Origin of the sequence: Sinorhizobium sp. M4_45 (assembly GCF_002885915.1) — a bacterium.
Taxonomy (GTDB): Bacteria; Pseudomonadota; Alphaproteobacteria; order Rhizobiales; family Rhizobiaceae; genus Sinorhizobium; species Sinorhizobium meliloti_A.
The window spans coordinates 183,544-206,489 of the sequence record NZ_NWVE01000009.1 but is presented as its reverse complement, the minus strand read 5'-3'; the positions used below and the strand labels follow the sequence as shown (position 1 = coordinate 206,489).

Annotated in this window: 19 protein-coding genes; 13 read left to right on the top strand and 6 right to left on the bottom strand. The window is 62.9% G+C overall.

The annotated features are described in order from the left end of the window. Positions 1 to 107: 107 nt before the first annotated feature. Both CN933_RS23585 and CN933_RS23580 read right to left on the bottom strand, forming a co-directional pair. A complete protein-coding gene (locus CN933_RS23585) occupies positions 108 to 1,361 on the bottom strand; it encodes a glycosyltransferase family 4 protein (RefSeq protein WP_102762567.1) in 1,254 nt (417 codons plus the stop codon). Between the two features lie 139 nt (positions 1,362 to 1,500). Continuing rightward, the gene (locus tag CN933_RS23580) at positions 1,501 to 2,073 is read right to left on the bottom strand and encodes a MarR family transcriptional regulator (RefSeq protein ID WP_018098853.1); all 573 of its coding nucleotides are present in this window, start codon (positions 2,071 to 2,073) and stop codon (positions 1,501 to 1,503) included. A gap of 208 nt (positions 2,074 to 2,281) precedes the next feature. Between CN933_RS23580 and CN933_RS23575 the strand changes: the two genes are divergently transcribed. The 11 genes from CN933_RS23575 to CN933_RS23525 all read left to right on the top strand — a co-directional run bounded on the left by CN933_RS23575 (position 2,282) and on the right by CN933_RS23525 (position 17,897). Next, positions 2,282 to 4,051 (top strand): type I secretion system permease/ATPase, encoded by a 1,770-nt coding sequence (locus CN933_RS23575; RefSeq protein WP_102762566.1) that lies wholly within the window; start codon positions 2,282 to 2,284, stop codon positions 4,049 to 4,051. Further along, positions 4,048 to 5,469 carry an HlyD family type I secretion periplasmic adaptor subunit gene (locus tag CN933_RS23570; protein WP_102762565.1) on the top strand — a complete coding sequence of 474 codons (1,422 nt, stop codon included), beginning with the start codon at positions 4,048 to 4,050 and terminating at the stop codon, positions 5,467 to 5,469. The genes CN933_RS23575 and CN933_RS23570 overlap by 4 nt, the downstream gene beginning before the upstream one ends. A gap of 274 nt (positions 5,470 to 5,743) precedes the next feature. Then, on the top strand, positions 5,744 to 6,403 hold the full coding sequence (locus tag CN933_RS23565) for a calcium-binding protein (RefSeq protein WP_018098856.1): 660 nt from the start codon (positions 5,744 to 5,746) through the stop codon (positions 6,401 to 6,403). A gap of 130 nt (positions 6,404 to 6,533) precedes the next feature. Continuing rightward, complete coding sequence (locus tag CN933_RS23560) at positions 6,534 to 8,783, top strand: glycosyltransferase family 2 protein (RefSeq protein ID WP_102762564.1); 2,250 nt, start codon at positions 6,534 to 6,536, stop codon at positions 8,781 to 8,783. Beyond that, positions 8,780 to 9,625 (top strand): class I SAM-dependent methyltransferase, encoded by an 846-nt coding sequence (locus tag CN933_RS23555; protein WP_102762563.1) that lies wholly within the window; start codon positions 8,780 to 8,782, stop codon positions 9,623 to 9,625. Before CN933_RS23560 ends, CN933_RS23555 begins: the two co-directional genes overlap by 4 nt. After that, on the top strand, positions 9,622 to 10,884 hold the full coding sequence (locus CN933_RS23550; protein ID WP_018098859.1) for a glycosyltransferase family 4 protein: 1,263 nt from the start codon (positions 9,622 to 9,624) through the stop codon (positions 10,882 to 10,884). Before CN933_RS23555 ends, CN933_RS23550 begins: the two co-directional genes overlap by 4 nt. Positions 10,885 to 10,895: 11 nt before the next feature. Continuing rightward, positions 10,896 to 11,603 carry a hypothetical protein gene (locus tag CN933_RS23545; protein ID WP_102762562.1) on the top strand — a complete coding sequence of 236 codons (708 nt, stop codon included), beginning with the start codon at positions 10,896 to 10,898 and terminating at the stop codon, positions 11,601 to 11,603. Between the two features lie 8 nt (positions 11,604 to 11,611). Then, positions 11,612 to 13,828: a hypothetical protein gene (locus CN933_RS23540; RefSeq protein WP_102762561.1), complete on the top strand. Its 2,217-nt coding sequence runs from the start codon at positions 11,612 to 11,614 to the stop codon at positions 13,826 to 13,828. Beyond that, complete coding sequence (locus CN933_RS23535; RefSeq protein ID WP_102762560.1) at positions 13,825 to 15,147, top strand: glycosyltransferase family 4 protein; 1,323 nt, start codon at positions 13,825 to 13,827, stop codon at positions 15,145 to 15,147. The genes CN933_RS23540 and CN933_RS23535 overlap by 4 nt, the downstream gene beginning before the upstream one ends. Positions 15,148 to 15,191: 44 nt before the next feature. Then, positions 15,192 to 16,178, top strand: a complete 987-nt coding sequence (locus CN933_RS23530) for a hypothetical protein (RefSeq protein ID WP_102762559.1) — start codon at positions 15,192 to 15,194, stop codon at positions 16,176 to 16,178. 129 nt (positions 16,179 to 16,307) lie between these two features. Continuing rightward, the gene (locus CN933_RS23525) at positions 16,308 to 17,897 is read left to right on the top strand and encodes an ABC transporter substrate-binding protein (RefSeq protein WP_164866860.1); all 1,590 of its coding nucleotides are present in this window, start codon (positions 16,308 to 16,310) and stop codon (positions 17,895 to 17,897) included. 119 nt (positions 17,898 to 18,016) lie between these two features. Here the strand turns inward: CN933_RS23525 and CN933_RS23520 are convergent, their stop codons facing one another. Beyond that, complete coding sequence (locus tag CN933_RS23520; protein WP_102762557.1) at positions 18,017 to 18,691, bottom strand: HAD family hydrolase; 675 nt, start codon at positions 18,689 to 18,691, stop codon at positions 18,017 to 18,019. 200 nt (positions 18,692 to 18,891) lie between these two features. On the opposite strand from CN933_RS23520, the gene CN933_RS23515 reads away from it, so the two are divergent. Further along, positions 18,892 to 19,170 carry a ribbon-helix-helix domain-containing protein gene (locus tag CN933_RS23515; protein ID WP_018098866.1) on the top strand — a complete coding sequence of 93 codons (279 nt, stop codon included), beginning with the start codon at positions 18,892 to 18,894 and terminating at the stop codon, positions 19,168 to 19,170. Continuing rightward, complete coding sequence (locus CN933_RS23510) at positions 19,171 to 19,473, top strand: type II toxin-antitoxin system RelE/ParE family toxin (protein WP_102762556.1); 303 nt, start codon at positions 19,171 to 19,173, stop codon at positions 19,471 to 19,473. Positions 19,474 to 19,676: 203 nt separating this feature from the next. Here the strand turns inward: CN933_RS23510 and CN933_RS23505 are convergent, their stop codons facing one another. The 3 genes from CN933_RS23505 to CN933_RS23490 form a co-directional block, all read right to left on the bottom strand. Then, entirely contained in the window at positions 19,677 to 20,336 is a 660-nt protein-coding gene (locus tag CN933_RS23505; protein ID WP_102762555.1) for a metallophosphoesterase family protein, read from the bottom strand. A gap of 327 nt (positions 20,337 to 20,663) precedes the next feature. Continuing rightward, positions 20,664 to 21,044, bottom strand: coding sequence for a hypothetical protein (locus CN933_RS23495; protein ID WP_102762554.1), 381 nt, complete (start codon positions 21,042 to 21,044; stop codon positions 20,664 to 20,666). A gap of 111 nt (positions 21,045 to 21,155) precedes the next feature. After that, positions 21,156 to 22,886 carry a phosphoethanolamine transferase gene (locus CN933_RS23490; RefSeq protein ID WP_102762631.1) on the bottom strand — a complete coding sequence of 577 codons (1,731 nt, stop codon included), beginning with the start codon at positions 22,884 to 22,886 and terminating at the stop codon, positions 21,156 to 21,158. Between the last annotated feature and the right edge of the window lie 60 nt (positions 22,887 to 22,946).

Sequence of the window (22,946 nt, the reverse complement as noted above, 5' to 3'; positions counted from 1 at the left end):
TGCCCCAGAACCTCACGGAGAAAACCATATCCGTGGATTCCGCAGTGCACAACAATAGATTCTTGGGGTTTTACCCGGTATTTATACTTCAAAAATTGAAGCAATATTCAGACAAACTGCGTTTCTTTCGCTCGCGCAGCATCTCGACCGGTGAGGTTGCCGATCAGCGTCAACTGACGTGCGAGGCAGTCGTCCAACCGGAACCTCTGCTCGACCGTTCTGCGCGCGGCGCCGCGCAGTTCGCGAAAGTTGTCCGGGCGGTTCAATGCCCCGACGATCGTCTCGGCGAGCGCATCCGTATCGAAGAACGGAACGAGAAGACCGTTGCGGCCGGAGCGGATGACTTCCTGAACCGGCGCCGTATCGGAACCGATGACAAGAGCGCCGCAGGCCATTGCCTCCAGCACCGACCAGGAAAGCACGAATGGATAGGTGAGGTAGAGATGCGCCGCCGATATCTGAAAGAGCTGACGCAGCACGGAGTGCGGCACGACACCGGGGAAGATCAGCCTTTCGCGCGGCATATCCAGAGACGCAAGCAGATGCTCCTTCCACGATCCCCCGCCAGGGGGCGGCGCGCCGTAACTTACCCCATCGCCGCCGACGAAGACGAACAGCGCGTCCGGATGCCGCCGGACGACCTTCGCCGCCGCCTCCAGCGCCTGGGGAAAGCCCCGGTAGGGCTCGAGGTCCCGTGCCACGAAAGTGACGACGGGATCGCCGGCCTTGAGGACGCGCCCGTCCGGCAGCTTCAGCGAAGCCGCCGGGTCGGGGCGGAAACGGCGCGTGTCCACCCCCTCATGGCAGACGGCGATTCGTTGCCGAGCGTCGGCCGGATAGAGGCTCTTCTGCCAATTGGTCGGGCTGATACCGCCATCCATCGCCTCCAGCGACAGCAGCTGCGCGATGTTGCGGAGGCGCAAGCGTTTGCGCGTCTCCGGGTCGGGGCGGTCGTCCGGCGCGAAGCCGACATCCGCCCCATCCGACCGATAGAAAAACTCGCAATAGCCGAGTGCCGGCACGCGCGGCAGGACATCCTTCACGAACATCATGCTGCCCCAGCCTATATGGCCGAGAACGACGTCGGGGGTCTGTCCAAGGCGGCCCATCGCCTCGAAGGTTTCCGCTACCCTGTGCCCGATCCGCACATGATGGTCGGGAACGGCAAGATGGCGCGCTATGTGGGGATTCGGTTGCGGACCGGGTTCCGCCCGATGCCGGACGACCCGGACGGAAGGTATCCGCTGGTCCACGGTCTCCGTCACGAGCGTCACCTCGTTCCCCGCCTCAGCCATATGTCTTGCCAGGGCGGCGAACTGGCCGAACCCACGGCGGTGTACGAATGCTACATGCATCTTCATAAGCCACTTGTCAGTGATCGATCACACCTGCAGCGCCGCGCGTCCGAGCGGACGCGCAAAGCTCGTTGCAACACTTGGATTTCCTGCATGTTACCGCCCTTGCTCGGTTGCGCTTTGAGGAACATGCAGTGATGGAGCGTCAGATGCCGTAGCGTGCGGCATTCCCCCAGACGAGTTCGAGGCGGTGCAGTGTCTGGAAAGCGGTCTCCAGATTCCGCCGGTCCTGATCGCCATGGCTGAGGGCGCGTTCGTAGCCCTTGGCGGCCTGTCGCAGGCCGGTGCAAAGCTGCCTGCCTTTCTCTGAAAGCCGGATGCGGGCCGAACGCTTGTCACGCTGCGATGCGATCCGGTCGATGTAGTCGCCGTCGGCAAGCTGCTTCAGATAATAGGAAATGTTCGAACCCACATAGTGGCCCCGGTCCAGAAGCTCTCCCACCGAGAGCTCCGCCTCGCCTATGGCCAGAAGAACCATCGCCTGCGCGGGACCGATATCTTCGACCCCGAGTTTCGTCAGTTCCGCACGCAACAGGCCGGAAAACCGGCGGCTTGCGCGCTCCATCACCCGAGCCAGCTCGAAATAGGTGACGAGCGAATCATCTCCGTCACGATCGTCTACAGAGGTATCGAGGCCTTTCCGCTGCGTTTCATTCGCGGGAAGGATTGCAACAGTGTCTCCAAAGTCTGCGAACGGATAGAGTATCCTGTGGTTCATCCCTCTCTCCATTGGGAACGTACTTCCAATTCCGGAATTTACTTCAAAACTTGAAGTAAATTTCACAGCACCCCTGCCCCGAAATTGCGTGCTCTTGAGCTGACGATGTTTATTGTGTCACACTTATCGCAACAATACTGTGATTTGAGTGAATCTGGACCAGCTCGCCCCATGAAACCCGCGAATGCGCTAATTAGAAGATCGCCACATGCGTGATACTGTTCGAAATCCTTTGATTAGCAAGGGCCCCAATCGGCCAACACCGGCGCAAAACGGAACAATCGCGCCGAAGCTCCTGGTTCTGCGGGCCCGGCGTGTGTTCGTGGTGACGCTTCTTTATGCAGCCCTGCTCAGCGCCTGCATCAACCTCCTCCAGCTCACAATGCCCCTCTATATGATGCAGGTGCATGACAGGGTGTTGAACAGCCAGAGCATGGATACGCTCGTCATGCTGACGATTCTCGCCATGGGTGCGCTGATCGTTCTGGGCGTGCTCGACTACATTCGCGCCCTCACCTTTCAGGCCATGGGCAGCGCCGTGGTCCGCTGGCTGAACCTGCCGGTCCTGACCGCCGCCGTCCAGGCCTCGGCCGATCAGGGACTTGCGCGCGCAACGCAGTCCCTGCGCGACCTTACCGAGCTGCGTGGCTTCCTCACCTCTTCGGCGGTGAGCGCCCCCCTCGACGCCGCCTGGTCGCCCATCTTTCTGGGCGTTCTATTCCTGCTGCACCCCCTCTTCGGGCTGATCGGTGCGATCTCCGTCGTCGTACTCGTCTGTTGCGGCCTTCTCAACGACCTTCTGACGCGCCAGCTCATGAAAGAGGCAAGCCAGGCTAATATTGAGGCAGTGTCAAAAATCGGTGCGACATTACGTCACGCCGAGGCCATCGAAGCCATGGGAATGCTGCCGGCGCTCGCCCACAAATGGCGCGCCGCGCAACTGCACGCGCTCAGCGTGCTGGAGGCCAGCGGGATCAGAAGCAGGGCGATGGCCTCGATCACCCGCTCGCTGCGCTTCGCCATCCAGGTGGCGTCGCTGGGCACGGGTGCCCTGCTGGTGATGAGGCAGGAGATCTCGCCGGGCGCAATGATGGCGACCACCATTCTCGTGGGCCGCCTTCTGCTGCCGTTCGATTCCGTCATCGAGAACTGGCGCCAATGGGTGTTGGCGATCGCAAGCTGGCGTCGCGTCGAAACGGCACTGAAGGAAGACCTGGCCGTTCGCCAGACCATGCCGACGCCGCGCTCCGAAGGCGACCTCGTCGTCGACAAGCTGGTCTACGCGGTACCGGGCATCGACGTACCGATCATCAAGGGCATCAACTTCTCGCTCTCACCCGGCGAGGTGCTTGGAATCGTCGGCCCTTCCGCGGCGGGCAAGTCCACGCTGGCGCGGCTTCTGGTCGGCATTCTGAAGCCCACTGCCGGCGGCGTCTTCCTCGACGGCAACAACGTCTACCTCTGGGAACGGAGCTCTTTCGGACAGATCGCGGGTTATCTGCCGCAATCGGTTTCCCTTCTCGAAGGAACCATCCGTGAAAATATCGCCCGGATGGCGGAGAGCGACCCCTACAAGGTGCTCGAGGCGGCGCGACTCGCCGACGTCCACGACATGATCGGACGACTGCCGCTCGGATATGATACGCCGGTGGGCGATGGTCATCTGACGCTTTCCGGCGGGCAAAGGCAGCGCATCGCGCTGGCGCGCTGCCTTTACGGCCGACCACGCCTGCTCGTCCTCGACGAGCCCAACGCCAATCTCGATGCCCTCGGCGAGCGCGCCCTCATCCGCGCGATCGACGAGGCGCGCAGCGACGGCGCCATTATCATCCTGATTGCCCACCGGCCGGCCATCATGCAGGTGGCCGATAAGCTGCTCGTGCTGGAAGGCGGCCGCATCAGCCAGTTCGGCCCGCGAACGGATGTCGTGGCGACCATGATGCCCGGCGAAACAAGACGCGAAGGTACCGCTTCATGAACAAGGAAAAGATCCTGCCGGTTCGCCTGGACCTGCAGCCGCCCGTGAAGGCTGAGAGCCCGGAACGCCGCCTGCCGATGGCCGCGCCGGCTCGTCTCTCCGCGCCAATGCCGGCGCCGGACCTTTCGGAAGACAACACGCATTCGCCGATTCGACGCCTCGTCATCGCCGGGTTGACGACGATCCTCGTCGCTTTCGGCGGTTTCTTCGGCTGGGCGTTCTCGACGGAGCTCAGCAGTGCTTCGGTCACCAGCGGAACGATCGTCGTCGATTCGAAGCGCAAGACGGTCAGCCATTTCGAGGGCGGCGTGCTCGGCCGGATCCTGGTTCAGGAGGGAGATCATGTGGCGCCCGGCCAGCCGCTGATGAAGCTCGAGGATACGCGCGCCCGCTCCGACCTGGAGGCGCTGCAAAGCCGCCGTGTCGGCCTGATCGCAAAACTGGCGCGGCTGCGGGCCGAGCGGGCGGGATTGCAGGCGGTGAGCTTCCCGGCCGATCTTGTCTCCAAGGGCGAGGCTGCCGCTGATGCGGTAACGGCGGAAAACGCGTTTTTCGAGAAGCGGAGCGAGGCCAAGCAGGGCCGTCTGGCAATCCAGCGAAAGACGATCGAGGAATATTCGGAGAAGGCGAAGTCTCTCGCGGCCCAGCTTCAGGCGACCGACAGGCAGATCGAGCTGATGAACGAGCAGCGGACCGCCATAGCGACCCTTGTCGAAAAAGCCTTCGCCCAGCGCTCGAAACTCATCGAGATCGACGCACGGCTCAGCGAACTCGCCGCGACCCGCGGCGAACTCGCCGGCGACAAGGCCCAGGCGGAAAAGGCGATGGCGGGGGCCGAGCTTGCGCTCATCGGGATCGAATCCGATTTCCAGTCGGAGATCGCCGGAGAGATCACCACGGCGCGCCTCGAACTTGCGGAAGTCGAGCAGCGCATCACCGCCGCCGAGGACGTGCTTCGCCGCCTGGAAATCCGTGCCCCCCAGGCCGGTATCGTCGCCAACATTCAGCTGCGGACGCCGGGCAGTGCCGTCACGCCCGGTCAGCCGCTTCTCGACATCGTCCCCGCGGACGAACCGCTGCTTGTCGAGATGCATGTCAGCACACGTGACATCGACAGCATAACGATCGGCTCCAGTACGCAAATCCGCCTGACGGCCTATAACCAGCGCTCGCACCTGCCCCTGGCGGGCAAGGTAACCTATATCGCGGCGGACCAATCGGTGGATGAGAAGTCCAACGTCGCCTATTTCGTCGCACGGGCAGAGGTGGCGCCTGAATCGCTCGCCGCCAACCCGGACATCCGCCTCTATCCCGGCATGCCCGCGGAAGTGCTGATCGTGCACAAATCGCGTTCGGCAATCGACTACCTCGTCGCCCCGGTCTCCGACAGTTTCAACCGGGCGTTTCGGGAGGACTGATCTGTCTAACGCTTGATATCTCCTGCCGTCGCAAATTACTTTAAATTTTGAAGTGCTTTGTCTGCATTCTCGTCAGAATTACTCCTAAAATTATATTGTGCCAATATTGGCACATGGCCGAGTTATGTTTACGACGCCGTCTTTCCTCCGAATTATCGTCGTTTTAATTTACACATCTGTGTTGTGTTCGTAATTATTGCAGTGCACACTCCGGCACGCAATCCTCGGCTCCGTGCCGATGACGCATGCATCAAACCACGAAGAGGAGAAGCAGATGGCCACTTTGGAAGGCGGCGCATACGACGACGCCCTTTTTGGCTCCCGCTTTGACGATTTCATTCGCGCCCATGGCGGTGATGATTTCGTCAACGGAGGCAATGGGGACGACATCATCTTCGGCGACGACGGTGACGACTTGCTGTTCGGCGGCAACGGAAACGACACCGTGTTCGGCGGCGAAGGCACCGACGTTCTCTATGGCGAAAATGGCAATGACATCCTGGTCGGCGGATCGGGTGACGATCTGATCTACGGCGATAACGGCAACGACATTCTCCTTGGGGGCGCCGGCAGCGACTTCCTCCTCGGAGGCAGAGGCGACGACGTGCTGCTCGGCGGCGCCGGCAACGACGTCATCGACGGCGGTGCAGGGTCCGACCTTCTTGCCGGCGGTCAGGGCAGCGATATCTTCGTTTTCGACGGCGGCGGCGGCAACGACGTCATCCTCGACTTTACGCCCGGCGAAGACGTCCTGCAGATATCCAAGGGCATCAACGGCCTCGACGTCACCGCGCCCGAGGATCTCGCTTCGCGTATCACTCAGGTCGGCGGCAATGTCGTCATCGACCTCGGCCATGGCGACACGCTGACCCTGGTCAATGCCGACGCCGAAGACATTCAGGCCCACCCCGAGAACTATTTCACTGTCCACTGATAGTTTGAGACGCGGGACGCGGCTGGAAAACCGCAGGCGGCTTTTCATCATCCCGCATTGGCTTCGAACGGTGCGCCCTGCCCTCCTCCCGTGGGGCGCACCATCCAAGAATTAGTCAGAGGAGTGGCGTGTGACGTTTGACGACCGTACGCGGAGCGCCAGCGGCATTTTCGAGGACGCGAAGGCCTTTCGGCTCGGTTCCGACGTGGCTGTATTGATCTCCGACGTTCGCGCCAGGTTGCCGGCCGCAGCCAAACACACGCTCGTCATGCCGGAGCAACCCGTCCCGCTCGTCAGCACGATGCTTCCTCTTGCGGAGGGTGGACAGCGCGTGCTTTGGGCCATGCGCCCGGGCGACGAAGCGCGCCGCGGACAGATTTACATCGAAAGCGACTTCGTTCAGACGATCGTGCTCCGGCCCGTCGGTGAACTTCCGCCCCTCGACGTGGAGGACCTGTTCTCCGCACTCACGCCGGAGGGCTGCGTCAAGTTCCTGAACAATCTGCTCACCGTTTGGCGAAGCGCGTTCCGTCTGTCCCGGGACCCGTTCTTCATCGGCCTCGTCGAGGATGCGCTTCAGGCGCTGACATCGCGGCCGGCCCCCGCCAAGATTGCATGCCCGATCAACCAGGGGCGATACCTGATCGAAACCGCGATAAGCCCCGACTTCGGCGAGATCAGCGCTATCTATGCCCTTGGGGCCAACGCCATCCTGCCACTGGCGTCGCCGGCGCTGATCGGCGCCCAACGCGAGCATAATCTTCGTCCTTGCCATTTCATCGTCGAGTCTCCCCGATACCCCCAGTCTTTCGTGCTTGTCGGCAAAAGGGGCGTTGCCGTGCGCGAGCTCTCCTCCGGCAACCCTCATTGCGCCAACCTCCAGGCCTGGTGGGCAGAACGAGGCGATACACCGGAGCTGCGCGAATACGTCGTCCGCTGGCTCTCGACGACACCCGAGGGTGGACTTGCGACAGCCGTCGACCTCCAGCTGCGGTCACCGCTCCCTGAAAGGCGGATCGGCAGATCTGCAATGCATCCTTCAGCGGAGGTGGACCTCGCATTGACGCTTTCCGGCGGTCTGCTTGCCGGGGGGTGGACCCATGATCCGACAGCCACTCTTGCCGGCATCGACTACGTCAAGGAGGACGGCACGACGATACCGCTCGACGGCAACTGGTACGAGTTTGCCGCCTGGGCACGCGGAGCGGACGAAAAATCGCGAGCCGACGTGACCGGCTTCGTCGCCTGGCTGCCGTCGAACGATCCGCCGGGCGCCCTGCTCCAGCCGCGGTTCCAGATGCGGCTGGCATCCGGTGCTGTGAAACCGCTCGTGCCGAAGCCGCAACCCTTCGACGCTTCGGCACAGCGCAACCGCATACTGCGCGCAGTCCCGCCGCAGCACGCGATCGACCAGGCGTTCCGGACGATCCTTGCCCCCGCCCTGCAGGACGTGGAACAGAGGTTGGGAAGAGCTTCCAAGGTCGACTACACCAAGGATTACGACCTGCCCGAGAAGACGCCGTTGGTCTCGATCGTCGTGCCGCTTTACCGTGTTCTCGACTTCCTGCGGTTCCAGCTCTCCGGCATGGCGACCGATCGCTGGCTCGCAAGCAATGCGGAGATCATCTACGTTCTGGATTCTCCGGAGATTCAGGACGAGACGGAGCATCTGCTTGGCGGACTGCATCTCCTCCACGGGTTGCCGATGAAGCTTGTTGTGATGAACCGCAACAGCGGCTACGCGCGGGCGTGCAATGCCGGCGCGCGCTTTGCCCGCGGCTCGGTCGTCGTCATGCTGAACTCGGACGTCGTTCCGTCCGTACCCGGCTGGCTGCAGAAGCTCATCCGGCCGCTCATGGAACAGAGGAGCCTCGGCGCGATCGGCCCGAAGCTGATCTTCGAGGACGGGTCGCTCCAGCACGCGGGCCTCTACTTCGCTCGCGACCAGCGCGGCATATGGCTCAACCATCATTTCCACAAGGGCATGCCCGGCGACTACGGGGCGGCTCAACTTGCCCGCAGCGTGCCCGGCATTACCGGTGCGTGCCTGGTGACGCGCCGGGAAATCTACGAGCTCGTGGATGGATACACGGAGGATTATGTGATCGGCGATTATGAGGACAGCGATTTGTGCTTGAAAATCCGCCGGTGCGGCTATGACATCGCCTACGAGCCGTCGGCGTGTCTCTATCATTTCGAGCGCCGCTCGATCCGCCGCAGCGAAGACTATATGCGCGGGGTCGCCAGCCAGTACAATTCCTGGCTGCACACCGAACGCTGGAACGACGACATCACCGAATTGATGAAAACCGATCTCGGCGGCCGCGACCAGATGCCGGCTCTCTTCGGCATCGGCGCGGCAACGAGGACCGCCGCATGAGCGAGACTGCGCTGCGCCAGGAAAACACAGCTGCCACGGAACTGCCCGCCCGCGACGAACGCGTGGAGGCCCTGCTCGGGAGCATTCTTCGAAACCGCTTCCTTCCCGAACCTGATCCCAACAGCGTCTTCGTCGGCGACGGTTCCTTCAGGGCGGTGGGCGTCGAATTCCTCGGCCACTTCATCCGGCTGGGGGGACTGCGTCCGGAAAGCCGCGTTCTCGATATCGGCTGCGGCATCGGCCGCATGGCTGTCCCGCTCACCCAGTATCTGGATTTCGAGAAGGGGCGCTACAGCGGGATAGATCCGGTCGACGGCGGCATCGGCTGGTGCCGCCGTTTCATCACCTCGGTCTATCCGAATTTCGCCTTCCAGCGTGTCGATATTGCCCATGAGCTTTATAATCGGAGCGGAAAAATCAGCGGCAATGCGCTGAAACTGCCCTATGCCGACGGTCACTTCGATTTTGTGATCATGACGTCGATCGTGACGCATCTGCCGCCGGACGAAGTCCTCGTCTATCTGCGAGAGGTCGGAAGGCTTCTGAAACCCGGCGGCCGCCTCTTCATGACCGCATTCGTGGTCGATCACGTCGCAGCGGCCAACGAAAACGGCCGGCGCGACGCGCGGCTTTCCTTCGCCCGCGACGGCGACGGGCCATGCTGGTACGTCCCCGACATGCCACGCCTTGCCGCCGTCGGTTTCGACGACGGCTTTCTTGACGCCGCCCTCGACCGGGCCGGTCTCGCAATCACCCTGAAGGCGCTCGGCGCCTGGCGCGGTAAGGAGGCGGAGCACTACCAGGACATCTTCGTCGCCGAACGTCGAGGAGGCGGCGCGTGAGCATGCGCGTGCTCGTAGCGGCTCACAACCATCCGGCCCTCCATCCGGGAGGCACGGAGATTTTCGCACACGACCTGTTCGGCGCCTACAAGCGCGCAGGCTGCGAAGCGCTCTTTCTCGGAGCCACGAACCAAATCCACCGCCAGGCGCGGCCAGGCACGAGCTTTCAAGGCATCGGGCCTGCAGGGGACGAGTTGCTGTTGTGGTCCGGACATTTCGATCGCTTCTTCATGAGCCAGATCGATCTCTACGGCGTCGTTCCCGATATTGCGGAGCTGCTGCGCGACTTCAGGCCGGACGTCGTCCATATCCACCATCTGCTCCTGCTCGGCGCGGAGTTTCCGCATATCGTTCGTCGAACGCTGCCGCAGTGCCGGATCGTCATGACGCTGCACGACTATTATCCCATCTGTCACCATGACGGGCTGATGGTGAAAACGAGCGGCAAGGAACTTTGCCACGGGGCGAGCCCCGACGGATGCCATGCCTGCTTCAAGGACATCGCGCTCGACCGTTTCACCTTGCGCGAACGCCATCTGAAATCCCTCTTGAGCGACGTGGACCGGTTCGTATCACCGAGCCGGTTCCTCAAGCAGCGCTTCGTCGAGTGGGGGCTGGCGGAGGACAGGATCAGCGTCATTCCCAACGGACTGCCACCCCGCGGCGCGCCGGCAGCGGCCCGCCGGATCGGTTCGGATCGTCCGGTCTTCGGCTATTTCGGCAATCTCAACCCCTGGAAAGGCGTGGCGGTACTGCTCCAGGCGGCACGGCAGCTCATTTCCGAGGGGCTGGAGTTCGAGTTGCGCGTCCACGGCGGCGCACCCTTCCAGAGCGAGAGTTTCGTCGACGAGATCACGCGCCTGTTCCGGGAAACGGCACCGACCGTGCAGCAGCGCGGGCCCTACCGGCGTGAGGACGTCGCCGACCTCGTCGCAGCGGTGGATTGCACGATCGTACCCTCGATCTGGTGGGAAAATGCGCCGCTGGTCATCCAGGAGGCGCAGGCCCTCGGACGGCCGGTCATAGCCGGCAATATCGGCGGCATGGCCGAGATGATCGAGGACGGGGCAAACGGCCTCACCGTTGCGCCCAACGATCCCCGGGCGCTCGCCTCTGCCATGCGCCGCCTCGCGCAAGACGGCGCCTTGGCGCGTCGGCTTTCCGCGCATGCGCGGGAACCGGAGAACATCGACACCACCGCACGACGCTATCTCGAATTGATCGAAGCGATCGAACCGTCACGTATCGAAGCGGCATAAAGGGGAAATCGATGGCTGCTGTTGCCGAGAAATCAAATGCCGCACCGGATCAGGACAATACGATGCCGATGACCGGTCGGGTCGACGCGATCGACCAGGGGCGCATCTTCGGCTGGGCGTTCGATCCGGCAGCACCCGACAAGCGCCTCACCATCCGCGTCTATCTGGAGGGCAACGTCATTGCCCAGGCGGTCGCCGACCGCAATCGCCCCGATCTCAAGCGCAACGGCATCGGCGACGGCGGCTATGCCTTCGAAATCGCGCTTCCCGAGGCGGCAGCCTCGCGCACCACCGATCTCAAGGTGACGGCCCTGGACGCACGCGGCACCGAACAGCAGCTGCGCGTTCCGCGGCCCGACGAACAGGCGGCCGAAGCCCTCATCGCCGCGCCGCTCGCCAAGGTTCTCGACAAGCTCGACGTCCTCATGGCGGCTCAGCGGCAATTGCAGGTCTCGCAGCGATCTCTCCAGCGCACGCATAATGACGAGGGCGGCGAAGGCGGGGCCTTGGGGCCTGCCGCCGCCGCCGAGATCGGGCAGCGCCTGAACGATCTCGATGTTCATTTGATGCGGCTCGATGGCGTGGTTGCAGCGATGGAGAAGAACCTCGGAGCCTTGCAGAAGCGGTCGAATGGAGAGTTGAAACCGCTGCTGCTCCTGCTGTTCGTTCTCGCGGGCTTTGCCGCCGGCGCTGCCCTCTCGGTTTTCGCCGGGGCATGAGGAGTACCATGGCCGGAGCAGAACAGGCGCTTCCTCAAACGTCTCAAACAGCCGCGAGGATCATGCGCGGTGGGAGGGTTGTCGCCTGCCCGATCGACGATACGCTGCTGCTCGTCATAGGCGCGGGCGCGCCCGTCGCCGGCCAGGTGCCGGCGCAGATCAACGACGACCCCGCCACCGCGACGAGTGCCTCCATCATCGGTTGGCGCCTGGCTTCGCAGTCGCCAACCGCCACGCACGGGTTCGCGGCGCTCCTGCCCATCAATGACGCCGGCCGTCCGCTTACCACGCTCCGCCTGGGTCAGGAGGGCAGCCCCAGGCGCTATATCTTCGGCCCCCGCACGCTTGCTGTTCGCGAAAGCGTGATGGTCCTCGCGGAGCTTGCCGGCGCCCAACTGGCCGAGGTGCTGGACCCGCTTGTGGATGCGATGATGCAGATGTCCACCGGTCGGCGTAGGCTTGCGGCAATAGTTGCCCTGATACAGGCCCGAAAGGGTAGCGACGGCTTCCTCGAATTCGTCGGCGAGACCCACGAGGGAGCGATCTTCCTCAGAGGCTGGGCCCGCGCCGCCCATCCGGACAACGCTCGCGTGATCGTGTGCGGCGAAAATCCTGTCGTTGCCGACTGTGGCATCGCGACCTTCTCCCGGCAGGATATTCCGCAAGGCGGCGCAGGCTTCATCGGTCTGCTGGCGGCAAGCGAACCGCTTCGCGCACGAGACATCGAGGGGCTCGCCTATCGCGGGCGCGGGGGCTGGCGCTATGCTTCGGTTCATGAGCACCGGCTGATCGGCGGTCCCACGGAGACGCCCGGGCATATCCGCTCCGTGCTGCTTCAGACGCACAGCACCCCTGCCGTTCTGCTCCGGCTGCGTTCGGCCGCCAACAGCTTCGAGGGGCGCGAGACGATCTCCACTCTTCCCGTTCCCGTGCGTCTGGGAGTGGACAATATCTTTCAGGCGAACAGCGGCGCCTTTCTGATCTCCGGCTGGCTGCTCGACCCTGATGAGCATGTCCAGAGCGTCCGGTTGCGCCGTGGACAAAGCGAGATGCGGCTCGACGATCGCTGGACGCGGCTCGAGCGCTCGGATGTGACGGATGCCTTTACCGAAGAGCCGTTGTTCAAAAGCATGCTCGACCGAGAAACCCACCCGCATGGTTTCATCGTGTTTGCCGGCGGACTGGGGACAGATGGTGTGGCCCCGCTGCACCTGGAGTTGACGCTCAAGGATTCCCGCCGGGCTTTTCTGCCGCTGACACCCGCGCGGCTTCCGCCGCGTCAGGCGGCGCTCCGCCAGATCAAGTCCATCGATCCCGAAAACTGGGGCCTGACGGAAATCGTCGATCGACAGATCGTGCCCTTCCTGTGCGCGTCGGAGAGCCCCTCGCCCGGCATCAAGGCTATCCTCGATGCCGGTGCGTTCGACGAGGCTCCGGGGCCGCCGATCATCGTCGCTGCCGGCCAAGCAGAAGAAAAGGAGCTTGCCCCTTTTCTCGGCCTTCTGGCGCTCGATCCCGAAACACGGCATGCGCCGATCGCGCTCGTGCTGCACTCCGAATGCTTTCGCCGTCAGGCCGGCCGGATCAGGCAGCTCGCGCAGTTCTATCGGCTTCCGCTCAGGCTGATGTCGGCGGAAACGGACGATGTCTACGATCTCCTGGAAGCCGGCATTCGCGCGCTTTCGAGCGAGACGGTGGTTCTGCTCGCCGGCTCGCTACTGCCCCGCAGGAGCGGCTGGTACGGCAGGCTGGTTTCCGCCTTCGAGGAAAGTGGCGGGATCATTTCGCCCACGCTCGCCTATGAGGACCATTCCGTTCGATGGGCTGGCTCCTGGGCCGACGCGCAGTCCGAAAATTCGCTTTCGGGCCGTTATGCCGGTTATCCGTTGAGCGCGGTGACGGGTCTCAAGCTCACCCGGATCGCGGCGGCCTCTTTCGAATGCTGCATCATGCCGCGCGAGGCTTTCCTCGTCGCCGGAGGCTTTGCCGGCAGCTATCTCGGATCCCGGCAAAAGGGGCAGGATCTCGGCTTGAGGCTCAGCCGTTCGGGGATCGAATCCTGGTGGCTGCCCTCGGTGCAGATGCTGGGCTCGGACGAGCCGTTCTCCACCGGCAGCGCCTCCGCGGCTCCTCTCGTCGAGCGGATCGACGAAAGACTGTTTTCGGCCCGATGGGCTCCGCAGCCGCAGGGCGAAGGCAATCGCATCAAGGAGGCTTCCGCATGAGCGAGCGGCTCCGTGTTCTCGTCGTTTCGCATGGACATCCGGCGATGTCGCTAGGCGGGGCGGAGATAGCGTCCCACAGCCTGCACAAGGGCCTGAACACGCTGCCGGGCGTCGAGTCGATCTATCTCGCCCGCGTCGGCCATCCGGTCCCTCGCCACGGCGCCTCAGCACTGATGAGTCTGCGTCTTGCAGTGGACGAAGTGCTCTTCCATGCGGATGATTACGATCACTTCTTCCTGTCCAACGGGGATACGGAGGCGATCCGCCGCGACCTCCTGCGCTTCGTCGGCGATCTGTCGCCTCATGTCGTTCACTTTCATCACCTGATCGGCCTCGGAATGGAGGCGCTTTACGCTCTACGCGAAGCGCTGCCGGAGGCGGTAATCATCGTCACCTTCCATGAGTATCTGTCGCTCTGCCACAATCACGGGCAGATGGTGAAGCGACCATCCGCCCAGCTCTGCAACAGTTCGTCGCCGATCAGTTGCCATGGCTGCTTTCCCGATATCCCGGTTTCCCGTTTCCTGAGGCGCGAGGAGTTTCTGCGCGGCATGCTCGGCCTTGCCGATGCCTTCATCTCCCCGAGCATGTTCCTGGCAAACCGCTATGTCGAATGGGGCATCGACGCGGAAAAGCTCTCCGTGATCGACAACGGCATCGTCATGGGCGAGGCCGCACCGGTACGTGATCTGCCGGTCCCGTCCGCCCGACGGAACCGTTTCGCCTATTTCGGGCAGATGACACCCTTCAAGGGCATCGACGTGCTGGTCGACGCGGTCTCGCGCGTGCCGGAAGAAATCTGGGGCGAGGACTCCTGCCTGATGATCTTCGGCGGTAATCTCGAGCGCCAGCCGACCGAGTTCCAGGAGCGCCTGAAGAAGCTCATCGACGACGCCGGGCGCCGGGTGCGTTTTTATGGCGCCTATCAGAATGCCGATATGCCGAGGCTGATGCGCTCGGTCGACTGGGTCGTGCTGCCTTCGATCTGGTGGGAAAACTCGCCCGTCGTCATCCAGGAGGCCCTGCACCACCGCAGGCCCATCATCTGTTCCGACATCGGCGGCATGGCCGAGAAAGTGCAGGACGGAAGGGACGGGCTCCACTTCCGTACCGGCAGCGTCCAGGATCTCGCCGACCGGCTGTCGGAAGTGCTGGGCAACCCCGACGCATGGGACCGGCTGCACGCAACGCTGCGGCGTCCGACCGGCCACGGGGAATCGGCCCGCGCGCATGCCGATCTCTATCGTCGGCTGCTGGAGGACAGGCGGAGCTCTCTTGGTGCCGGGCAATATGAAGCGGCGGCACAGGCCTTGGTCTAGCCGCTTGCGGCTCCACTCAAATTGACAGCTGCTCGGGAATTCCCATGCTCGTTTACGCCGACGAAAACCTGGAAGTGATCCATCTGCGAGGATCGTCGCCCTATCTTCTCGTCACCTTCAACGAGATGGAGATGCAGGCGAACGGCAGCCGCTTCTGGGGTCAGCGGTTCTGCGAGAAAGCCGGCATCGCCGCACTCGGCTTCATCAGCCGGCGGCCGAACTGGTTTCCGGCGGCAAGCGTGGTCGCGGCGGTCGATGCTGCTGCGCCGATCCTTGCTGAAGCGCCGGAACGGATTCTCTACGGCCATTCGCAAGGCGGCTATGCGGCGCTGCGCTATCGCCGGCGTTTTGGCGCAAGCGTCGCCGTTGCTTTTTGCCCGCAGATCTCGATCGATCCGAAGACAGTACCATTCGACAACCGCTTCGTCCGCCACTTCGCTCCGGGGCTCCACACGAACATGGCAATCGCCCCCGACCAGGCGGCCGGGCGCGCCTATCTGTTCTACGACCCCTTTCATGCCGTCGATCGCCGGCACGCGGAGCGGATCGCGGCGATACAGAGCCAGACGCATCTCATCCCCGTGCATATGACCGGTCACGGCACCGTTCGGGCCTTCACCGGGACGGCGCGCGCGCTTTCGCTCATCGAGGCTTGCCGCGCGGACGACCGCGCCGGTTTGCGCGCACTCGCCCGCTCGGCGCGGATCGGCGCCCCGATGCGCCCCTATCAGATCGCCATTGCGGCGATTGCTCGCCACCCTGCCTGGGCCGACCTGTGTCTTCGACGCTTCGGAGAAGGCTTTTCACCTGTGGAGCGTGTAAACTTTCTTTACCATCGGGCCAACCGCCACATCCGCGACGGCGCACTCGAGATCGCTCGCGACATGCTCGCCGAGGCTGTGGCGCTCCAGCCAGGCAATCTCGGCTTTGCCCGCCGCCTCGAGGAACTCGAAGGCCGCATCGCCCGCACGCGCGCCTCAACACGGGATAAGGAAACCTCAGCACCTCTCTTCTCCCGCGCCGTGACATAGCTGGGCTTGTCTCGCCTCGTTGCGACATTCTTCGCCGCCAATAGACAGCCTTCGCCATATAGATCCATTGCAACCTGAGCGTGGTGCCGGTTAACCGGTACGCACGTTTCAATGGAGGAGAGGAAATCGATGGCGGGAGAACTGGAATTCATGAGCCGGGAGGTCGTTTCGGGCCGCCTGTCGAGGCGCGATTTTCTCGGGCGCGCGGCAGCGCTCGGCGTAACGCTCGCCTCGGCCCAGGTGCTGCTCGGCAATGCCGCGCGGGCGAGCGGCCCGGCCAAGGGCGGCATATTGCGGGCCGGGCTCGTCGGCGGCGAATCCACGAACAGCCTCGATCCGGCGACCTGGGCGAGCCAGGTGCCCTACACATTTGGCCGCTGCTGGGGAGAGCAGTTGCTCGAAGTTTCGCCAGCAGGCGAGATTGAGTATCGGCTGGCTGAAGCCTACGAAGCGTCGAAGGACGCGAAGACCTGGGCGTTCACGATCCGCAAGGGCGTGACCTTCCATAACGGCAAGGAACTGACGCCTGCCGATGTCGTCGCAACGTTCGAGCGTCATGCCGACAAGAACTCGAAATCGGCTGCCCTGCCCTTCGTCCAGGAATTCGAGACCATCAAGGCAGATGGCGACAAGGTCGTCATTACGCTGCGCCAGCCGAACGCCGATATGCCGTTCATCGTCAGCGATTATCATCTGATGATCCAGCCGAACGGCGGCAAGGACGACCCGACTGCCGGCATCGGTACCGGGCCCTACAAAGTCGTCGTCAACGAACCGGGCGTAAAGCATGTCGGCGAGCTGCAGGACGGTTACTGGGGAGCGGCCGAGCGCGGTCATGCCGACCAGATCGAAATCACCGTCATCAATGACGCAACGGCGCGCACCGCCTCGCTCCAGTCCGGCGGCGTGCACATCATCAATCGCATCGAACCGAAGATCGTCGCGCTCGTCAAACGCATTCCAGGGGTCACGATCCGCAACGTTCCCGGGAAGGGCCACTATGTCCTGATCGCCCACTGCAACACGGCGCCCTTCGACAACAACGACCTGCGGCTTGCGCTGAAATACGCGGTGGACCGCGAGGAAATGGTCGCAAAGATACTCGCCGGCTACGGCACGGTCGGCAACGATACGCCGATGATCAAGGGCTACCCGCTGTTCGACGACGATATCGAGCAGCGCGTCTTCGATCCGGACAAGGCGAAGTTCCACTTCAAGAAGTCGGGCCATGACGGTTCGATCCTGCTGCGTACCTCCGACGTCGCCTTCCCCGGGGCAGTCGACGCCGCGCAGCTTTTCCAGGCAAGCGCCGCGAAGTGCGGCATCGATGTCGAGCTGAAGCGCGAGCCCGGAGACGGCTACTGGTCCGACGTCTGGAACAAGCAGCCCTTCAGCATGTCCTACTGGACCGGCCGGCCGACGCAGGACCAGGTCTATTCGATCGCCTATCTTTCAAAGGCGGAATGGAACGACACCCGCTTCTTCCGCGAGGATTTCGACAAGCTGATCTTTGCGGCGCGCGGCGAGCTGGACGAGGCGAAGCGCAAGGTTCTCTATCGCGAGGCGGCAATGATCCTGCGCGATGAGGGTGGTGTGATCGCGCCGATGTTCAACAACTATATCGATGCCACCAGCGACAAGGTCGGCGGCTGGGTCGACGATCCGAACGGCGAACTCATGGGCGGACATGCGCTGACCAAGTGCTGGCTCGCCGCCTGAACGTGATCCTTGAAGCAGCCGGCGGCCGATGGCCGTCGGCCTCGCATCGCGCCGGCTCTCAACCTTTGAAACTACAGACTTGCGGACGGAAAACGTCAGCCAGTTTTCCTGGAAGTGCTCTAGCCGCGGCGGCGATGCAGCGAAAGCCATCCGTCCTCGACGAGGCGAGCCTCGACGTCGGTGTAATGCGACAGCATGATATGCGGCATCTCGGCCGCAGCCGAATGCGCCCCGGTGATGACGGCAACCTCGGCGCCCGCGGATTTGCCGGCGAGAACACCCGCAGGCGCGTCCTCGAAAACGAGGCAATCTTCGGCACGCACCCCGAGTCTCTCTGCCGCGAGCAGATAGCCCTGCGGGTCGGGCTTCCCGAGCGAGACATCCTCACCGGTCACCATGTGGCGCGGCACCGGAATACCGGCCGCCTCGAGCCGGCGCGCGGCGAGTTCGAGCGGCGCCGACGTAACGATCGCCCACCTTTCCGGCGGCAATGTCTTCAGGAAGGTGACGGCCCCCGGAATTTCGACAATCCCCTCGACATCGGCGATCTCCGCCTCGGCAAGAATGCGCGCCTCCTGTTCCGGATCGACCGGCAGGCCCAGCGCGCGGATCGTATCGACGGCTCGCACGCCATGGACGACCTTCATGAGCGCCACGGGGTCTATTCCGTTGCGGAGTGCCCAGGATCCCCAGACCCTTTCAACGACTGCCATCGAGTTGAGTAGCGTGCCGTCCATGTCGAATAGGAGGGCGGCGAAATTCTTCGTGAAGATTGCGGAAGAGGACGTGTCCAAACCGTGTCCCTTGGGTTTCGAGTTCACATGCCTTGCAGGTCGGCACAACTATAGCCTGACGCGGCGTTGCACAATGCTAAAGCAATTGCTTTCCGCACGCTTATCGCACTGCCCCGGTTGCAGGAACCTGTGACCTACCGAAGGGGAGTAGGATTAAATCGTGTTGCGTGTTATACAGGCTCGAAACGAGAGCGGCCGATATGCGTACAACCCAATCCCTCAGCATTACCCTGCCGATCGAAATGGCCGAAATGGTCAAAGCGAAGGTGACATCGGGTGAATATGCCACTGAAAGCGAAGTGATCCGCGACGGTTTGCGTACACTGGCTGCGCGGGACGCTGCGGTGGAACGCTGGCTGCGCGAGGAAGTCGCTGCCGCCTACGACGCCCATAAAGCCGACCCGACACGCGCTGTCCCACTTGAGGACGGTATGGCACAGGTCCGATCGCGCGTCGCCAAGGGCAAGAGTCGGGCTTGAATGAGGCATTATACCGTTCGCCTGTCACCTGAAGCGCAGACCGATCTGGTGCACATCTATAGGCATGTCGTCGAACGGTCTGGCTCAACCGATACGGCAGACCGATACATTGAGCGCATCAGCGGGTTCCTCTCGTCCTTCGATGTATTTCCGGAACGCGGAACCATCCGCGATGAAATGCGCCCAGGGCTGCGTATTATTGGGTTCGAGGGGAGCACGAGTGTGGCATTCGTCGTTGAGGATGCCGATGTGGTCATTCTACGTGTTCTAGCGGGGGGCCGTGAGTTCAGGGTGAATGATTAACGCACTCACACGCGGGTATGTCGTCGTGAAGCGGTCTAAGGCCGTTGAGGTTGTGCTCGTCACAGCGATCCAGCAGCGCCGCGTCTGCGGCGCGGGAAGCGTTCTTTCAGCCCAAGGACTTGGGCTGGCTGGATTCCTGTGACAAGCACAGGAATGAGGAAATGAAACAAGTCGCGGCGGGTAGCCCGAATCTAAACAGGCCCTTAGCTGTATCCATCCGTAACCAGAAAATCGATCGGGCCTCCCGCCCTGTCGTCATCGAAAACGGCGCAGGAGAGCATGCCGCCGAAGACGGCGCCGGAATCGACATTGGTCCTGTTCCCGACGGTGCGCGGATTGCTTCGGCTCGGCGTGTGTCCGTGGCAGACATGCTTGCCCCAATAGGTGCCGGAGTAGTTCGGATCGGTGCGGATCCAGAGGAGGATGTCGTCGCCCTGTTCTTCGAGCGGAATGGTCTCGTCGACACCGGCATGGACGAAAATGCGCTGCTGATCGACGACGAGCGACGGCAGTTCCGCCATCCAGACCAGATGGCTCAACGGAATGGCGCCGCTATAGGAAGCCATCGTCTCCTCTCCCCCGTTCGTCAGCCATAGGGACATCTCGGCCTGGCCCTTGCGTGCCGCCAGCAGCATGGCCTCGTGATTGCCCTTGAGCGTGATCCATTCCCAGCCCGGCCTGTGCGGCCCGGCCATGATCCGCTCCACGACGCCGCGGCTGTCCGGGCCGCGATCGACGAGGTCGCCGAGGAAGACCACCCGGCCGCCGGCGACGACGGATTCTATGCTGGCAAGCAAGGTTTCGAGTTGTGCGAGGCAACCGTGAATGTCACCGACGGCGAAGGTGAAACGCCGGCTATTCATGAATCGCTTCTCCTTTGCTCGTCCAAGACGGCGCGCTCCTTTCGTCGCTGATATGAATCGGCCATCTGAAGCCGCCCAGGGTCCGAGAGCTTTAGCGCATCGCCCGGACAATCGGAACCGATATTCGGAAAGCCCGATGCGTGGCAGGAACAGTGAGCGCGGACAGGCGCACGACGGCTTTGTCCACCTGGCCCCGGTGCTTGTCAGAGGGACCCGGCAGCTCCGCGTCTGCAGCGCGGAAGAATCGTTTCAGCCCAAGGACTTGGGGCTGACTGGATTCCTGTGACGGGCACAGGAACGAGGGCCCCAGGGAGATCTGCCCAAGGACTACCGGTGCGACGATCCCTTCGGAATCGCCGAACTGGTGATCGAGACGGGATCGCTTGCGGGAAACGTATCTTCGAGACCCTCTTCCAACTGCTCTTCCATGGCGTCCCGGTCATGCGCCTGCCGGGCATTCGCAAGCGCTCCCTCGGGGACCGAAGGAGACCGTCTCGTGCCGGTAATGGCAAGAAGCGTTTCATCCGCCTCGATGGCCGCGGCGAGTATCTCCTTTGCCTGGGAAACGGCATTCAGCCTGTTGAGGCTACCGTCGGCGTTCTGCGGGCAGGAGACGGAGACGACCTCCCCGTTGGTGCCGACGAACTCGACGGTGAAACCCGCCTTGCCGCCGCGCTCGGGATAGACCTGAATTCCGGCGATCTGCATCTGATTCTCCTCTGATGGACGCCCCGCCGGCTGCGGATGCGAGATCGGCCTGCAGTCTACCAGATTTGGCGAAGGTCGACAGCTTGCCGGTGCGAGAGGCATATCGGAAAATCACAGAAGGCCGGGCGCCCACCTCGCTTCCTGCGACCCGCCGGCGCTTGATGCGGGTTCGCCATTCTGGGCCGCGTGATATCCCGGCACCGGCCGGTTCTCTTTGCCTGCGGGCCGCGTGCAGGCGGCAAAAGCGTCGAGATCGCGGTTATAGATTCTCGTCTCGACGTCCATCATGCCGAGCACCGTGTGAAACAGGTTGTCGTGCGATTTGGGCTGGTCGGCGTCCTTGGCAAGACAGCCGGCATCGACGCCCATCGCAGCCTGGTACGGCTTCGAAAACCAGGCGATGAACGGCACCTGGGTCTGCTCCTTCGGGGCGATCACATAAGGCGCGCCGTGGAGGTAGAGGCCGTTCTCCCCAAGCGATTCGCCGTGATCCGACATATAGATCATCGCGCCGGCAATGCGGTCCTGATGCTTTTCGAGGAGCCGCGCGACGCTGGCGAGGATGTGGTTGGTGTAGAGGATCGTATTGTCGTAGGCATTGACCAGTTCCGCGGTCGAGCAACGCATGAGTTCCGGCGTTCGGCAGTCGGGCGTGAAGCGGCGGAACGCCTCGGGATAGCGAAGGTAGTATGAGGGGCCGTGGCTGCCGAGCTGATGCAGCACGATGACGCTGTTCGACGTCGCTGCGCCGAGTTTCCGGTCGAGATCGCCGAGGAGGATCTCGTCAAGGCATTCGCCGTTGGTGCAAAGCGGGCTGTTCTTGCGGCCGGTCTGGCTTGCGAAGCTGATGAGATCGGCAATCCCCTTGCTGCCGGTATTGTTGTCCCACCAGCTCACCGAGACACCGGCATGCGTCAGCACATTGACGAGATTTTCGGTCGAGCGCGCTTTCCAGTCGCTGTACTGGCTGCGCGGATAGACCGAAAACATGCAGGGAAGCGAGACGGCGGTCGCCGTGCCGCAACTCGTCGTGTTGCGGTAGTTGACGACCCCGAGTGCCTGCAATTCCGGATTCGTCTCGCGTTCGTAGCCGTTGAGCGAAAAGTTCATGGCACGCGCCGTCTCGCCCGCAACGACGACGACGACGACCGGTTTCCCCACGGCGGCAACGCGCGCGCCCTGATGCGCGTCGGTTCCAAGAGGGTGTACGACCAGATTGCGCTCCCGATAGGTCGAAAGGCCGTAGCGCACGGCGGCAATCAGCGGTCCGGACGGATTGAACCTTTTCATGAGGTCCGTATGTTCGCGCAGCGCGTAGGCCACCGTCGCGAAGTTGGAATAGACGAGGCCTGCGCCGACGAGGAGCGATACGGAGACGAAGGCGAAATTGACCGCGGCCTTCCGCAGGAACCGGCGGTGGCGTACCCTGACCCAGGCGATCAGGATCGAAGGGAGGACGGCGTAGACGAGGAGATGCCGCGCAAGGCTGAATGTCAGCAGGTGGCTGGCTTCGGCCCGTGTCGTAACGGCGGCATTGCCGATCATGTCCCGGTCTATGACGATGCCGAAGGTGTCGGCAAAATACGCGGCCGTCGCCGACACCAGGATGAGAATAACCAGCGCCGGCTTCATCAGGTACTTGACCGAGAGAGGCGTCAAGATCGCGAAGAGGACGAGGTAGAGTGCCGCTGCGAAGGCAAGCAGGCTCATCCGGGCGTGATCGAAATAGACGTTGGCATGAGCCCAGAACGAGTTGTTGGTCGCCAGCAGCAGATAGAGAGCGACGATCGCGCTCAGGCTTATACTGCCAATCTCGGGCCGGGGAATCCGCGGGATCTTCAAGCTCTCACCTCCAAAGCCGCGCCCCTTGCAGGCATGGTGCGGCGTGACCTTCATGTTCCC

Coding starts and splice junctions, on each gene's coding strand:
- CN933_RS23535 (WP_102762560.1), top strand. CDS start 13,825: ATGAGCGAGCGGCTCCGTGTTCTCGTCGTTTCGCATGGACATCCGGCG.
- CN933_RS23565 (WP_018098856.1), top strand. CDS start 5,744: ATGGCCACTTTGGAAGGCGGCGCATACGACGACGCCCTTTTTGGCTCC.
- CN933_RS23515 (WP_018098866.1), top strand. CDS start 18,892: ATGCGTACAACCCAATCCCTCAGCATTACCCTGCCGATCGAAATGGCC.
- CN933_RS23495 (WP_102762554.1), bottom strand. CDS start 21,044: ATGCAGATCGCCGGAATTCAGGTCTATCCCGAGCGCGGCGGCAAGGCG.
- CN933_RS23545 (WP_102762562.1), top strand. CDS start 10,896: ATGGCTGCTGTTGCCGAGAAATCAAATGCCGCACCGGATCAGGACAAT.
- CN933_RS23525 (WP_164866860.1), top strand. CDS start 16,308: ATGGCGGGAGAACTGGAATTCATGAGCCGGGAGGTCGTTTCGGGCCGC.
- CN933_RS23505 (WP_102762555.1), bottom strand. CDS start 20,336: ATGAATAGCCGGCGTTTCACCTTCGCCGTCGGTGACATTCACGGTTGC.
- CN933_RS23540 (WP_102762561.1), top strand. CDS start 11,612: ATGGCCGGAGCAGAACAGGCGCTTCCTCAAACGTCTCAAACAGCCGCG.
- CN933_RS23570 (WP_102762565.1), top strand. CDS start 4,048: ATGAACAAGGAAAAGATCCTGCCGGTTCGCCTGGACCTGCAGCCGCCC.
- CN933_RS23585 (WP_102762567.1), bottom strand. CDS start 1,361: ATGAAGATGCATGTAGCATTCGTACACCGCCGTGGGTTCGGCCAGTTC.
- CN933_RS23510 (WP_102762556.1), top strand. CDS start 19,171: ATGAGGCATTATACCGTTCGCCTGTCACCTGAAGCGCAGACCGATCTG.
- CN933_RS23575 (WP_102762566.1), top strand. CDS start 2,282: ATGCGTGATACTGTTCGAAATCCTTTGATTAGCAAGGGCCCCAATCGG.
- CN933_RS23530 (WP_102762559.1), top strand. CDS start 15,192: ATGCTCGTTTACGCCGACGAAAACCTGGAAGTGATCCATCTGCGAGGA.
- CN933_RS23555 (WP_102762563.1), top strand. CDS start 8,780: ATGAGCGAGACTGCGCTGCGCCAGGAAAACACAGCTGCCACGGAACTG.
- CN933_RS23580 (WP_018098853.1), bottom strand. CDS start 2,073: ATGAACCACAGGATACTCTATCCGTTCGCAGACTTTGGAGACACTGTT.